Below are 13,324 nucleotides of genomic sequence, written 5' to 3' on the forward strand. Positions count from 1 at the left end.
CCGGGGCGGCGCCTGCCCCCCGGCACCACTCAAGCGGGAACGAATGGTGAACACGCAAGCGAAACACTCCTACGCGGATCTGTCCGTGAAAACCGAGGAAGAGGACGTCGTCCTCGGCCAGTTGCTCCAGGTGATCATGGACGACATCTGGCTGCTGCTCGGCATCGCGGCGACGGTCATCGCGCTCGCCGGCCTTTACTGCTACATCGCGAAGCCGGTGTATCAGGCCGACGTGCACGTGCGGGTCGAGAGCAACGACAACACGTCGCAGGCGCTCACGCAGACGCAGACCGGCGCGACCATCAACACCGGTCCGCAGCAGGCGCAGACCGATGCGGAAATCGAGATCATCAAGAGCCGCGGCGTCGTCGCGCCGGTCGTCGAGCAGTTCAAGCTGAACTTCTCGGTCGTGCCGAAGACGCTGCCCGTGATCGGCAGCCTCGCCGCGCGCGTCGCGACGCCGGGCACGCCGGCGCGGCCGTGGCTCGGCCTGAAGTCGTACGCGTGGGGCGGTGAAGTCGCCGACGTCGATTCGATCAGCGTCGTGCCCGCGCTCGAAGGCAAGAAGCTGACGCTGACGGCCGGTCCGAACGACACGTATTCGCTCGTCGACCAGAACGGCACCCGGCTGCTGTCGGGCCAGGTCGGCGAATCGGCGCAAGGCGGCGGCGTGACGCTGCTCGTGAAGAAGCTCGTCGCGCGCCCCGGCACGCAGTTCACGGTGGTCCGCTACAACGATCTCGACGCGATCGGCGGCTTCCAGGCCGGCATCCAGGTGAGCGAGCAGGGCAAGCAGACGGGCGTCGTGCAGATCTCGCTCGAAGGCAAGGACCCGGATCAGACCGCCGCGATCGCGAACGCGCTCGCGCAGTCGTACCTGAACCAGCACGTGGTCGCGAAGCAGGCAGAAGCGACCAAGATGCTCGACTTCCTGAAGGGCGAGGAACCGCGCCTGAAGGCCGACCTCGAACGCGCGGAAGCCGCGCTGACGCAATACCAGCGCACGTCGGGCTCGATCAACGCGAGCGAAGAGGCGAAGGTCTACCTCGAGGGCAGCGTGCAGTACGAGCAGCAGATCGCCGCGCAGCGCCTGCAGCTCGCGTCGCTCGCGCAGCGCTTCACCGATTCGCACCCGATGGTGATCGCCGCGAAGCAGCAGCTCTCGGAGCTTCAGGGCGAGAAGGACAAGTTCAGCAACCGCTTCCGCAGCCTGCCGGCGACCGAAGTGAAGGCCGTCCAGCTCCAGCGCGACGCCAAGGTCGCCGAGGACATCTACGTGCTGCTGCTGAACCGCGTGCAGGAGCTGTCGGTGCAGAAGGCCGGCACGGGCGGCAACATCCACCTCGTCGATTCGGCGCTGCGCCCGGGCGATCCGGTGAAGCCGAAGAAGGTGCTGATCCTGTCGGCCGCCGTGTTCCTGGGGCTGATCCTCGGCACGGGCATCGTGTTCCTGCGCCGCAACCTGTTCCAGGGCATCGAGGATCCCGATCGCATCGAGCGCGCGTTCAACCTGCCGCTGTACGGGCTGGTGCCGCAAAGCGCCGAGCAGGTGAAGCTCGACGCCGCGGCCGAGAAGGGCGGCGGCCGCGCGCGGCCGATCCTCGCGAGCCTGCGTCCGAAGGATCTCAGCGTCGAGAGCCTGCGCAGCCTGCGCACCGCGATGCAGTTCGCGATGATGGACGCGAAGAACCGCGTGATCGTGCTGACGGGCCCGACGCCCGGCATCGGCAAGAGTTTCCTGACGGTCAACCTCGCGGTGCTGCTCGCGCATTCGGGCAAGCGCGTGCTGCTGATCGACGCCGACATGCGTCGCGGCCTGCTCGATCGCTACTTCGGCCTCACCGCGCAGCCGGGCTTGTCGGAACTGCTGAGCGACCAGTCGCCGCTCGAGGATGCCGTGCGCGAAACGCCGGTGCAGGGCCTGTCGTTCATCGCGGCCGGCACGCGTCCGCCGAACCCGTCGGAACTGCTGATGTCGACGCGCCTGCCGCAATACCTCGAAGGGCTCAGCAAGCGCTACGACGTCGTGCTGATCGATTCGCCGCCGGTGCTGGCGGTGACCGACGCGACCATCATCGGCCGCATGGCCGGCTCGACGTTCCTCGTGCTGCGCTCGGGCATGCACACCGAAGGCGAGATCGCCGACGCGATCAAGCGCCTGCGCACCGCGGGCGTCGATCTGGAAGGCGGGATCTTCAACGGCGTGCCGCCGAAGGCGCGCGGCTACGGCCGCGGCTACGCGGCCGTGCACGAATACCTGAGCGCCTGAGTGCAGTGTGCGAAACCGGGCCGGCGCGCAGCGCGCCAGCCCGGCCGACTGGAGAACCATCGATGAAAATTTCCGTGCTCGTCCCGACCTACCGGCGCCCGGCCGACCTCGCGCGCTGCCTGCTGGCGCTGCAGCGGCAGCAGCGGCTGCCCGACGAGGTGATCGTCGTCGCGCGCCCGGAGGACGACGCCACGCACGAACGGCTCGCCGATCCGGCGGTCGGCGGCGCGCTGCCGCTGCGCATCGTGCCGGTCGACGTGCCGGGGCAGGTCGCCGCGCTGAACAAGGGGCTCGACTCGGCGAACGGCGACATCGTCGCGATCACCGACGACGATGCGGCGCCGCACCCCGACTGGCTGGCGCGCGTCGAGTCGGCATTCCAGGCCGATCCGCGCGTGGGCGCGGTCGGCGGGCGCGACTGGGTGCACGAGAAAGGCCGCGTGCTCGACGAATCGCGCGAACGCGTCGGCCTGCTCACGCTGTCCGGCAAGATCGTCGGCAATCATCACCTCGGCGTCGGCGGCGCGCGCGAAGTCGCCATGCTGAAGGGCGCCAACATGAGCTACCGCCGCACCGCGATCGAACGGCTGCGTTTCGATACGCGGCTGCGCGGCGCCGGTGCGCAGGTGCACAACGACATGGCGTTCAGCATGCGCGTGCAGCGCGACGGCTGGAAGCTCGTCTACGACCCGGCGATCGCGGTCGATCATTTCCCGGCCGAGCGCTTCGACGACGACCGGCGCGACGCCGCTTCGCTGAATGCGATCAGCAACGGCGCGTACAACCTGCATCTGATCCTGCGCGAGCATCTGCCGCCGGTCCGGCGCGAGATCGCGTGGTGGTGGTGGACGCTGGTCGGTACGCGCGTCTATCCGGGTTTCGCGCACGTGCTGCTGTCGCTGCATACGGCGCAGCGCAGCCGGATCCGCGAGCACTGGCGCGCGGTGCGCCGCGGCGCGCGCGACGCACGCCGCGCGAACCTTGCCCCCCACCGTGCGGCGATGCCGCCGGTGACGTCTTGAACGGGCTGCGCGCATCGCGCGCGGCCACTCCCGGAGGGCTCGAAATGAAACAACCCCCACGCGCGCTTTGCGCGCTGCCCCCCGAGGGGGCGGTCAGCCTCATTGGGGCGGCCCGGCGGAGGCTGACATGACCACAACGAAAGTCCACGTCCACCTGTTTTACGGCGCCGATCCGCGTACCTATCGGAAAGGCGAGAACATCGGCTGCCTGTACGGCTATCACCATGCCGAATCCGACGAATTCCGGCTGACGTATTCGCAGGACGGCGGCGAGAGCCGGGTCGCCAGCCTCGCGCGCCGCGCGCTGAAGGCGGCGCTCGGCTTCGACGTCGTGCATGCATGGCGCAACCGCGCCGCGCTGCTGAACACCGACGTGATCTGGACGCACACCGAGCAGGAGCATCTCGCCGCTTCGCTGATCCTGAAACTCGCCGGCGCGCAGGGCAAGCGCCCGCTGCTGCTCGCGCAGAGCGTGTGGCTGTTCGACAAGTGGGGCAGCTTCGGCGGCGCGCGCCGCTGGCTGTACCGCAAGCTGCTCGCGCGCGCCGACGCACTGACCACGCTCGCCCGCGACAACGCCGAGCTGTGCCGCCGCTACCTCGGGCGCGATGCCGAGTTCGTCTATTACGGGCTGAACACGCAGGATTTCCCGCTCACCGAGCCGCAGCAATGGCAACCGAACCGGCCGCTGCGGATCGCGGCGATCGGCAACGACCGCGACCGCGACTGGCGCACGTTCCTCGCCGCGTTCGGCGGCGACGAGCGCTACGACGTACGGCTCGCGACGCGGCGCCGCGTGCCGCGCGAGTGGCATGCGCCGAACGTGAAGATCGGCTCGGCGTCGGGGCTCGCGAAGCAGCACGAGCTGTACGCGTGGGCCGACGTGATCGTCGTGCCGCTGCGGCCGAACTTCCACGCGTCGGGCATCACCGTGATGCTCGAGGCGGCGGCCGTCGGCAAGCCGATGATCGTGTCCGACGTCGGCGGCCTCAGCGACTACTTCCCGCACGATACGGCCGCCTATGTGCCGGCGTTCGACGCGCAGGCGATGCGCCAGGCCGCCGATCGCTTCGTCGCCGATCCGGTCGCGGCGCTCGGCTGCGCGCGGGCCGCCGCCGCGTGCCTGCGCGAGCGCGACCTGACCACGCAGGCGTTCGCCGAGCAGCACGTGCGGATCACGCGCGACCTGCTGCGACGGCGCCGCACGCCGGCCGCCGCGGGCCTGGCGATGCCGCTTGCGGATTCGCGTCCGTCGTCGCGGTGAGAGCGGATCGATGAGTACGATTGCCGCCGAACGCGCACCGTCGCGCAACCGCAGCTGGTTTGCCGAACCGAAGCACTGGGCCGGGCAGGCCGGGCTGTGGTCGTTCACCGCCGTGCTGATCGCCGCGCACCAGGGCAAGGTACTGACGCTCGCGTTTCCGGTGCTGGCGATCGCGGTGGGCATCTGGCTGTATTTCAAGAGCCCGGCGCGCTATGTCGGCTTCATGTGGTGGGTGTGGTTCCTGAGCCCGGAAGTGCGGCGTCTCGCCGACTGGTCGAAGGGCGCGTTCACGCCGACCAGCCTGATCCAGGTCGCGCCGCTCGCGGTGACGATGATCGCCGGCTTCGGGCTGATCCGGCATTACCGCGTGCTCGCGCAGCGGCGCGGGATTCCGGTGCTGCTGATGCTGTTCGGGCTCGCGTACGCCTATCTCGTCGGGATCGTGTCGAGCGGCGTGATGGCCGCGACCTACGACCTCGCGAACTGGGTGTACCCGGTGCTGATCGGCTTTCACATCATGGTCAACGCGCGCGACTATCCCGAGTACCGCGACGTGCTGTTGTCCACGTTCATGTGGGGCATGCTCGTGATGGGCGTGTACGGCGTCGTGCAGTACTTCGTGATGCCGCAGTGGGACGTGTTGTGGATGATCGGTTCGGACATGGGTTCGCAGGGCGAGCCGGTGCCGTACGGCGTGCGGGTATTCAGCACGATGAACTCGTCGGGGCCGTTCGCGTTCGCGATGATGGGCGCGCTGGTGTTCGTGCTCGCGGCGCCGCAGAAGATCCGCTGGTTCGCGGGGGCGGCCGGGTTCGTGTCGTTCGCGCTGTGTCTCGTGCGTTCGACGTGGGGCGGCTGGGTGATCGCGCTCGCGATCCAGCTCGCGCAGTCGAACAACCGCGTGCGGATGCGGATCCTCATCAGCGGCGTCGTGCTGGTCGGGTTATGCGTGCCGCTGCTGACCGTCGGGCCGGTGGCCGATCGTCTCGGCCAGCGTCTGCAGTCGATCGTGAACCTGAAGGACGACCGCAGCTACGACGACCGCAACAAGTTCTACGCAACCTTCGCGCAGACGGCGTTTACCGACGTCGCCGGTGAGGGGATGGGCGCGACGGGCGCATCGACGAAGCTGTCGAGCGACAGCGGCGAGCTCGGCAAGTACGGCAGCTTCGACAGCGGCGTGATGAACGTGCCGTTCGTGCTCGGCTGGCCCGGCACGCTGCTGTATCTCGCCGGCGTCGTGATGCTGTTCGGCCGCACGCTGCGCGCGGCGTTCAAGCTGCGCAAGGACAAGTTCGTCGGCGCGTGCCTGAGCCTGTGCCTGTCGACGTTCGCGATGCTCGTGTTCACGAACTCGCTGATCGGTACGGGCGGCCTGCTGATGTTTACAGCCATTTTTTCGATACTTTCCGCGGCGCACTGGCAGAAGGCGCAACGCCTGCTGGCCGCCGCGCGTTCACGGGGAGGCGACCTTTGAGAATCGCGATCGTCACGCATGTCGTGCGACATAACGACGGGCAGGGCCGCGTCAATTACGAAATCGCGCGCGCGGCGCTGGCCGAGAACTACGAAGTCACGCTGGTCGCATCGCACGTCGCGCCCGAGCTACTGGCCGACCCGCGCGTGCGCTGGGTGCCGGTGAAGGTCGGGCGCTTCTGGCCGTCGAATCTCGTCAAGCAGCAGGTGTTCGCGCTGAAGAGCGCGTGGTGGCTGCGCGCGCATCGCGGCGAGTACGACGTGCTGCACGTGAACGGCTTCATCTCGTGGATCAAGGCCGACGTGAACACCGCGCACTTCGTGCACGGCGGCTGGTTCAGGAGCCCGTACTATCCGTTCGGGCTCACGAAGGGGATGTGGTCGGCTTACCAGTACGTCTATACGCGCGTGAACACCGCGCTCGAGCGCTGGGCATACCGGCGTTCGCGTGCGATCACCGCGGTGTCGCAGAAGGTGGCCGACGAGATCGCCGCGCTCGGCATCGACAGCCGCAAGATCAGCGTGATCTACAACGGCGTCGACGGCAGTGCGTTCGCGGGTGCGCAGGCCGACCGCGCGGCGTTCAAGCTGCCGGACGACGCGTTCCTGCTGCTGTTCGTCGGCGACCTGCGCACGCCGCGCAAGAACCTCGGCACCGTGCTGAAGGCGCTGACGAAGCTGCCGGCGAACGTCCATCTGGCGGTGGCCGGCTATCTGCCCGGCAGCCCGTATCCGGACGAGGCGCGCGCGCTCGGCATCGATTCGCGCGTGCATTTCCTCGGCCTCGTGAAAAACATGCCGACGCTGATGCGCTCGGTCGATGCGTATGTATTCCCGTCGCGCTACGAAGCGATGAGCCTGTCGCTGCTCGAGGCGATGGCGGCCGGACTGCCGGTCGTCACCGCGCGCACCGCGGGCGGCGCGGAAATCATCACGCGCGAATGCGGGATCGTGCTGGAGGATCCGGACGATCCCGCCGCGCTCGCGCAGGCGATCGGTTCGCTCGCGGCGTCGCGCGACACCTGCCGCGCGATGGGCGGCGCGGCTCGCGAACTGATGACCCGTTTCGGCTGGGCGCACATGGGTGCCCAGTACGTCGCGCTCTACCGGCGCATCGGCCAACCCACGCAGCCGTCCGCGTTCGAGCGGGTCGAGCATGCAGTCACGCAGGAGCAATCGTGATGTCCCAATCTTCCCGGCCGATCAAATCGTTGCAGATCGGCATGCACTGGTTCCCCGAACGTGCGGGCGGCCTCGACCGGATGTACTACTCGCTCGTCGGCGCGCTGCCGGGCGCGGGCGTGGAGGTGCGCGGGCTCGTCGCGGGCTCGCCGAAGGTCGCCGACGACACGGGCGGCGCGATCCAGGGCTTCGGTCCCGCGTCGCAGACGCTCGCGCGCCGGATGCTCGCCGCGCGGCGCGCGCTGCGCGAGGAGATCCGCAGCGAGCGGCCGGACGTGATTTCTTCGCACTTCGCGCTGTACACGTTCCCGGGCCTCGACGTGACGCGCGGGATTCCGCAGGTGTCGCACTTCCAGGGGCCGTGGGCCGACGAAAGCCAGGTCGAGGGCGCCGCGTCGCTCGGGCAGCGCGCGAAGCGCTATCTCGAGCAGGCCGTCTATACGCGCTCGTCGCGGCTGATCGTGCTGTCGCAGGCATTCGGCCAGATCCTGACGAACCGCTACGGGATCGAGCCGTCGCGCGTGCGCGTGATTCCCGGCTGCGTCGATACCGCGCAGTTCGACACGCCGCTCACGCCCGCCGAGGCGCGGCACAAGCTGCAACTGCCGCAGGATCGGCCGATCGTGCTGGCCGTGCGCCGGCTCGTGCGGCGCATGGGGCTGGAGGACCTGATCGACGCGATCGGCCTCGTCAAGCACCGTCACCCGGACGTGTTGCTGCTGATCGCCGGCAAGGGCAAGATCGGCGAGGAATTGCAGCAGCGTATCGACGCGGCGGGGCTGCAGGACAACGTGAAGCTGCTCGGCTTCGTGCCCGACCATCATCTCGCGGCGCTGTACCGCGCGGCGACGGTCAGTGTCGTGCCGACGGTCGCGCTCGAAGGCTTCGGGCTGATCACCGTCGAATCGCTCGCGTCCGGCACGCCCGTGCTGGTCACGCCGGTCGGCGGGCTGCCGGAGGCGGTGGCCGGGCTGTCCAACGATCTCGTGCTGCCGTCGACCGGCGCGGACGCGATCGCGGAAGGGCTCGGCGGCGCGCTGTCTGGTGCGATCGCGCTGCCCGACGAGGCCGCGTGCAAGCGTTATGCGCGCGATCATTTCGACAACGCGGTGATCGCGCGGCGCGTCGCCGGCGTGTACGAAGAGGCGATCCAGGCGGCAGGTTGAGCGCCCGCGGCGCGCACCGTGCGTGCCGTACCGAAGGTCGAACCGGTGCGCGTGCGCGGCCGGTTCGCGCACCGGCCGCCCGCGACGGGCGCGCCGACTTTCCCCTCCCGATCCGCGTCTCCGGCACGCGTCACGCGCGCCTGAGCGTCGCGGCCCACACGCCGAGCGCGGCCACGCTGACGACCGCGCCGAGCGCGCAGACGCCCGGCCATCCGGCGCGCGCATACATCATCGTCGACGCAATCGCGCCGAGCCCGCTGCCGGCCGAGTAGAACAGCATGTAGCAGCCGACGAGTCGTGCATGCGCGTCGGGCCGCGTGCCGAGAATCATGCTCTGGTTGACGACGTGGACGGCCTGTCCGCCGACGTCGAGCAGCACGATGCCGACGATCAGCAGCGCAATCGACGTATTGCCGAACGCGAGCGGCAGCCATGAGCACGCGAGCAGCGCGAGCGCGGCGCCGGTCGTCGCTTCGCCGCGCCCGCGATCGGCAAGCCGGCCCGCGCGCGTGGCCGCCGCCGCGCCCAGTGCGCCGACGAGGCCGAACGCGCCGATCTGCGTATGCGACATCGAATGCGGCGGTGCGCTCAGCGGCAGCACCAGCGCGCTCCAGAAGATGCTGAACGCCGCGAACATCAGCAACGCGATCGCGCCGCGCACGCGCAGCACGCGGTCGTCACGCAGCAGCGACACCATCGATCGCAGCAGCGCCGCGTAACCGATGCGTTCGCGCGGCCCGTTCGTGTCGGGCAACAGCCGCGACAGCACGGCGAGCATCGCGATCGCGAGCGCACCCGAGACGAGATAGACCGCGCGCCAGCCGGCAATATCGGTGACGACGCCGGCCACCGAGCGCGCGGCCAGCAGCCCGATCACGACGCCGCCCTGCGCGGCGCCCACCACGCGCCCGCGTTCGCCGGCGCCCGCGAGCGCGGCCGAGCACGCGATCAGCCCTTGTGTCATCGCGGTGCCGAGCAGCCCGACCGCGACCATCCCCGCCAGCAGCGCGATGCGCGTCGATGCCGCCGCCACGCCGATGCAGGCCGCCGTCAGCAGCAGAAGCTGCGCGGCGATCAGGCGTTTGCGGTTCAGCAGATCGCCGAGCGGCACGACGAACAGCAGCGCGAGCGCGCAGCCGAGCTGCGTGGCGGTGATGACGCCGCCGACCGCGGCTTGCGACACGCCGAAATCCCGCGCGATCGAATCGAGCAGCGGCTGCGCGTAGTAGACGTTCGCGACGCTCGCCGCGCAGCAGACGGCCAGCAGCGAGACGCGGGCCGCGGACAGGCGGCCGTCGCCGGCCGGATGCGCCGTGTTCGATGCATTCGCTGCATTCGACGCGACGGTGCTTGAATGACAGGAAGGCGCCATCGGTTTCCTTACGCAAAGTAGTTGCAATTTGAAACTGGTGTGAGTGTAGGTAAAGTAGTTTTAAAATGCAACCTGTTGTGCGGCGGGCGAGGGGCCCGCGCACGGACGGCCGGCACTGCCGTGAGGGCGGCCGGCTAGACTGCGGAGAGGAACATGGCCAGGCAGAAAAGTCTTGCGGATTCGCCGTGCCCGGTGGCGCGGGCGACCGATATCGTCGGTGATCGCTGGGCGCTGCTGATCGTGCGCGATGCGTTCGACGGCGTGCGCCGCTTCGGCGATTTCCGCGCGAGCCTCGGCGTCGCGAGCAACATCCTGTCCGACCGGCTCAGGATGCTGGTGGACGCCGGCGTGTTCGACGTCGTGCCGGCGTCGGACGGTACCGCGTATCAGGAGTACGCGCTGACCAAAAAGGGCGAGGGGCTGTTTCCGGTCATCGTGATGCTGCGGCAGTGGGGCGAGGCGAACCTGTTCGCGCGTGGCGAGCCGCATTCGGTGCTGGTCGACCGCAATACGGGGCGCGCGATCCGCAAGCTCGCGCTGCGGCACGACGATGGCCGGCCCGTGAAGGCGGCCGAGACGGTCGTGAGGAAGGTCGGCGACGAAGCGGGCGCGACGCGGCGGTGAGCACCACGCGCTATGGCGCGGATTGCGAGCGGAAACGAAGCGGGGGCGACGAAGGTTGCGGCCGGACCGGCTCGAACGCGGTTTGCCGAACCGTGCGGCTACGTGGGTTGACGCGTGTTCAGGGCGACGGATTCGCGCTCAATGCCGCTCGCCGCGCCAGCGTCCCGGCGCAACGCCGAAGCGCTTCGTGAACGCATGCGTGAACGTGCTTTGATCCGCAAAGCCGACCATGCCCGCGATGTCGACGAGCGGATGCCGGCCATCTGCGAGCAGTACGACCGCCGCGTCGAGCCGCAGCCGCTGCAAATAGCGATGCGGCGTTTCGCCGAATGCGTCGACGAACAGTTGATGAAACCGGCGCATCCCGTAGCCGCAGTGCGCGGCGAGATCGGCGATGCGCAGCGGCTCGGCGAGCCGCGCGCGCAGCCAGCGGTCGATGCGCGCGAAATCGAGGCCCGACGCGGGCGCGGCGATGCCGGCATCGTCGATGAGCGCGCCGCACAGGCGTGCCGCGGCCTGCCACTGGAAACGGTGCGCGGCTGCCTGCCGTGCGTCGCCGGCCGGCGCATCGAGTTGCGCGGCGGCCGCTGCGACCTGCGCGACGAGCGACGTCAGGGTCGGATCGATCGACACGGCGCGTGCGCGGTCGAACAACCGCTGCGGCACCGCGAGCGATGCCGCGGGCAGGTCGATCACGAGCTGGCGATTGTCGCCGAGGCCCGCATAGTCATGGCGCGCGCCGGCCGGAATCAGCCACGCCGCGTGCCGGTCGATGCGCCGGCCGATCCCGTCCACCGCCATCACCATCGCGCCATCGACGCCGAGCACGACCTGGTGGAAGTCGTGCACGTCCGACGCTTCGCACGTGTCGTAGCGGCGCAGCGCGATGGCGGGGGAGGCGATGCGTTCCATCGGAAGGAAACGGCCGGGTGCGTCGTCAGACGTCGAGCAGTTCGACTTCGAACACGAGCGTCGCATTCGGCGGAATCACGCCGCCTGCGCCGCGCGGGCCGTAGCCGAGTTGCGGCGGGATCGTCAGGCGGCGCACGCCGCCGACCTTCATGCCCTGCACGCCTTCGTCCCAGCCCTTGATGACCATGCCGCCGCCGAGCACGAACGCGAACGGGTCGTTGCGGTCCTTGCTCGAATCGAATTTCTGACCGTCGGTCAGCCAGCCCGTGTAGTGAACGCTGACGGTCTTGCCGGCTTGCGCTTCCGCGCCGGTGCCTTCGGTCAGGTCTTCGTATTTGAGGCCCGATTCGGTCGTGATGACAGACATGACTACTCCTGAAAGAGGGTTGCGTAAGACCGCTATTGTAGGCGAGCCCGCAGCGGGCCGTCGCACGTGGCTTTCACCCGCCGGTACGCGTGTCGCGGACGGCTGCGAGGCGCCGCGCCCGCGGTCGCCGAAAATGCAAATGGAACGCGCGTTTGAATTTTTCTCGGGCCGCGCGACCGAGGTTGCATCGTGCGAGTGGGCCGCGCGTATGAATCGGTGCTACCGGGGCGGTATGCCATATGCCGCGCGCCGCCGCCGGATTCGTCGAAACGCCCGTCGCGCGGGGCGTTCGGGCAGATGGCGAGTCGCGGCGCCGAGCGCCTCGCGTCGCTTGCAGGCCGTTCGAATCGCGGCCCGCCCGGGCGCTGTTCGAACGTCGTTTTTCCCGCCTTTCCGACCGTGCCCTGTTTGGAAGCGGGCATCTACCGCGTGGCTTGCGCGCGTCGGCGCGGGCGGCCTATCTTTACATCTGTCGATGTCAAGATTTTGGCGGTGCGCGATGCGCCGCCGGGGCCTGCGCCGGCCGCGTCGGACGACGCGCCGGGCCGCTCCGGAACAGGAGAACGATGAACATGAAGTCAGCCGCTTCCGCTACCGCAGCCGGAATCATGCCGGTGCGCCGCGACCTGCGCTTCGATCTGCCGGTCGAGCGCGCGAAGGACTGGCATGGCCTCGGGTCGCACGTGACCCATTTCTTCAACGCGCTGTCGCTGCTGTTCCCGGCCGGCGAGCGCTTTTTCATGGACTCGGTGCGCAATTACCGCGACCGGATCGACGATCCCGTGCTGAAGCAGCAGGTGCTCGGCTTCATCGGCCAGGAGGCGATGCATACGCGCGAGCACGTCGAATACAACGAGCTGATGCAGGCGAACCGTTTGCCCGCGCGCAAGCTCGACAAGCGCGTGTGGGCGGTGCTCGGCTACATGAAGCGCAAGCTGCCGCATTCGGTGCAGCTCGCGCATACGGTCGCGGCGGAGCACTATACGGCGATGCTCGCCGAATGGCTGCTGCGCGACCCGACGCGCCTCGAAGGCTCGGTCGAAGGCTACCGGCAGATGTGGATATGGCACGCGCTCGAGGAAACCGAGCACAAGGCCGTGTCGTTCGACGTGTGGAATGCCGTGATGAAGCCGGGGCTGCGGCGTTACCTGATCCGCATCGGCGTGTATCTGCTGACGACGCTGACGTTCTGGCCGGCCGTGTTCCTGATGCACGCGACGCTGCTGTGGCGCGATCGCGGCGCCGGACATCACGTGCGCGGGATGCTGCGGACGATCGCGTTCCTGTACGGGCCGCGCCGCGGGCTGTTCCCGCGCATCGCGGGCGAATGGCTGAGCTTTTTCCGGCCGGGCTTCCATCCGTGGGATCACGACAACCATCACCATCTCGCGCGGGTCGACGCGCTCGTCGCCACCTACGGCGAACACGGCGGCACGCCGGTCGGCCGCGGCAGCGCGAACGCGCTGGCGCCGGTCGCATCGGGCCGCTGACACAATCCGTTTCTGACACAAGCCGTCTCGCTGCCATGGACGGCGTCGGGCCGCGCATGTTGCGTTCCTGCATCATGCCGGCTTCCTCCGACGATTAACCGAAATCAACCGGAACCGGTTGCGCGGGCATCCGGCTGTCCGGTCGACCGGCCGCGCACCTCCTCGCCGGCGTGCCGATTC

The 13,324-nt window shown here is 69.1% G+C and carries 11 protein-coding genes; 8 read left to right on the forward strand and 3 right to left on the reverse strand.

What is annotated here, in order from left to right:
* Positions 1-43 precede the first annotated feature (43 nt).
* The 6 genes from FPJ27_RS07730 to FPJ27_RS07755 all read left to right on the forward strand — a co-directional run bounded on the left by FPJ27_RS07730 (position 44) and on the right by FPJ27_RS07755 (position 8,379).
* Positions 44-2,269 (forward strand): polysaccharide biosynthesis tyrosine autokinase, encoded by a 2,226-nt coding sequence (locus tag FPJ27_RS07730; protein WP_072439349.1) that lies wholly within the window; start codon positions 44-46, stop codon positions 2,267-2,269.
* A 62-nt stretch (positions 2,270-2,331) separates the two neighbouring features.
* Complete coding sequence (locus FPJ27_RS07735; protein ID WP_204422530.1) at positions 2,332-3,291, forward strand: glycosyltransferase family 2 protein; 960 nt, start codon at positions 2,332-2,334, stop codon at positions 3,289-3,291.
* Between the two features lie 127 nt (positions 3,292-3,418).
* Entirely contained in the window at positions 3,419-4,555 is a 1,137-nt protein-coding gene (locus FPJ27_RS07740) for a glycosyltransferase family 4 protein (protein WP_204422531.1), read from the forward strand.
* A gap of 10 nt (positions 4,556-4,565) precedes the next feature.
* Positions 4,566-6,032 (forward strand): glucose-6-phosphate isomerase, encoded by a 1,467-nt coding sequence (locus FPJ27_RS07745; protein WP_204422532.1) that lies wholly within the window; start codon positions 4,566-4,568, stop codon positions 6,030-6,032.
* Positions 6,029-7,213: a glycosyltransferase family 4 protein gene (locus FPJ27_RS07750; RefSeq protein ID WP_072439358.1), complete on the forward strand. Its 1,185-nt coding sequence runs from the start codon at positions 6,029-6,031 to the stop codon at positions 7,211-7,213. Before FPJ27_RS07745 ends, FPJ27_RS07750 begins: the two co-directional genes overlap by 4 nt.
* Positions 7,213-8,379, forward strand: coding sequence for a glycosyltransferase family 4 protein (locus tag FPJ27_RS07755; protein WP_175958641.1), 1,167 nt, complete (start codon positions 7,213-7,215; stop codon positions 8,377-8,379). Before FPJ27_RS07750 ends, FPJ27_RS07755 begins: the two co-directional genes overlap by 1 nt.
* Before the next feature lie 130 nt (positions 8,380-8,509).
* On the opposite strand, the gene FPJ27_RS07760 is transcribed toward FPJ27_RS07755, so the two are convergent.
* The gene (locus FPJ27_RS07760; protein WP_072439362.1) at positions 8,510-9,751 is read right to left on the reverse strand and encodes an MFS transporter; all 1,242 of its coding nucleotides are present in this window, start codon (positions 9,749-9,751) and stop codon (positions 8,510-8,512) included.
* 153 nt (positions 9,752-9,904) lie between these two features.
* Here FPJ27_RS07760 and FPJ27_RS07765 point away from each other — a divergent pair, with 153 nt between their 5' ends.
* Positions 9,905-10,375 (forward strand): helix-turn-helix domain-containing protein, encoded by a 471-nt coding sequence (locus FPJ27_RS07765; protein ID WP_072439364.1) that lies wholly within the window; start codon positions 9,905-9,907, stop codon positions 10,373-10,375.
* A 138-nt stretch (positions 10,376-10,513) separates the two neighbouring features.
* Here the strand turns inward: FPJ27_RS07765 and FPJ27_RS07770 are convergent, their stop codons facing one another.
* Together FPJ27_RS07770 and FPJ27_RS07775 are read right to left on the reverse strand one after the other, a co-directional pair.
* Positions 10,514-11,287 (reverse strand): AraC family transcriptional regulator, encoded by a 774-nt coding sequence (locus tag FPJ27_RS07770; RefSeq protein ID WP_204422533.1) that lies wholly within the window; start codon positions 11,285-11,287, stop codon positions 10,514-10,516.
* Positions 11,288-11,312: 25 nt separating this feature from the next.
* A complete protein-coding gene (locus FPJ27_RS07775; protein ID WP_006479474.1) occupies positions 11,313-11,654 on the reverse strand; it encodes an FKBP-type peptidyl-prolyl cis-trans isomerase in 342 nt (113 codons plus the stop codon).
* Positions 11,655-12,226: 572 nt separating this feature from the next.
* Here FPJ27_RS07775 and FPJ27_RS07780 point away from each other — a divergent pair.
* Entirely contained in the window at positions 12,227-13,144 is a 918-nt protein-coding gene (locus FPJ27_RS07780) for a metal-dependent hydrolase (RefSeq protein ID WP_204422534.1), read from the forward strand.
* Positions 13,145-13,324: the final 180 nt, after the last annotated feature.

This window comes from Burkholderia sp. MS455 (genome assembly GCF_016899445.1).
Classification (GTDB): domain Bacteria; phylum Pseudomonadota; class Gammaproteobacteria; order Burkholderiales; family Burkholderiaceae; genus Burkholderia; species Burkholderia pyrrocinia_C.

Coding starts and splice junctions, on each gene's coding strand:
- FPJ27_RS07740 (WP_204422531.1), top strand. CDS start 3,419: ATGACCACAACGAAAGTCCACGTCCACCTGTTTTACGGCGCCGATCCG.
- FPJ27_RS07770 (WP_204422533.1), bottom strand. CDS start 11,287: ATGGAACGCATCGCCTCCCCCGCCATCGCGCTGCGCCGCTACGACACG.
- FPJ27_RS07760 (WP_072439362.1), bottom strand. CDS start 9,751: ATGGCGCCTTCCTGTCATTCAAGCACCGTCGCGTCGAATGCAGCGAAT.
- FPJ27_RS07755 (WP_175958641.1), top strand. CDS start 7,213: ATGTCCCAATCTTCCCGGCCGATCAAATCGTTGCAGATCGGCATGCAC.
- FPJ27_RS07775 (WP_006479474.1), bottom strand. CDS start 11,654: ATGTCTGTCATCACGACCGAATCGGGCCTCAAATACGAAGACCTGACC.
- FPJ27_RS07745 (WP_204422532.1), top strand. CDS start 4,566: ATGAGTACGATTGCCGCCGAACGCGCACCGTCGCGCAACCGCAGCTGG.
- FPJ27_RS07765 (WP_072439364.1), top strand. CDS start 9,905: ATGGCCAGGCAGAAAAGTCTTGCGGATTCGCCGTGCCCGGTGGCGCGG.
- FPJ27_RS07780 (WP_204422534.1), top strand. CDS start 12,227: ATGAAGTCAGCCGCTTCCGCTACCGCAGCCGGAATCATGCCGGTGCGC.
- FPJ27_RS07730 (WP_072439349.1), top strand. CDS start 44: ATGGTGAACACGCAAGCGAAACACTCCTACGCGGATCTGTCCGTGAAA.
- FPJ27_RS07735 (WP_204422530.1), top strand. CDS start 2,332: ATGAAAATTTCCGTGCTCGTCCCGACCTACCGGCGCCCGGCCGACCTC.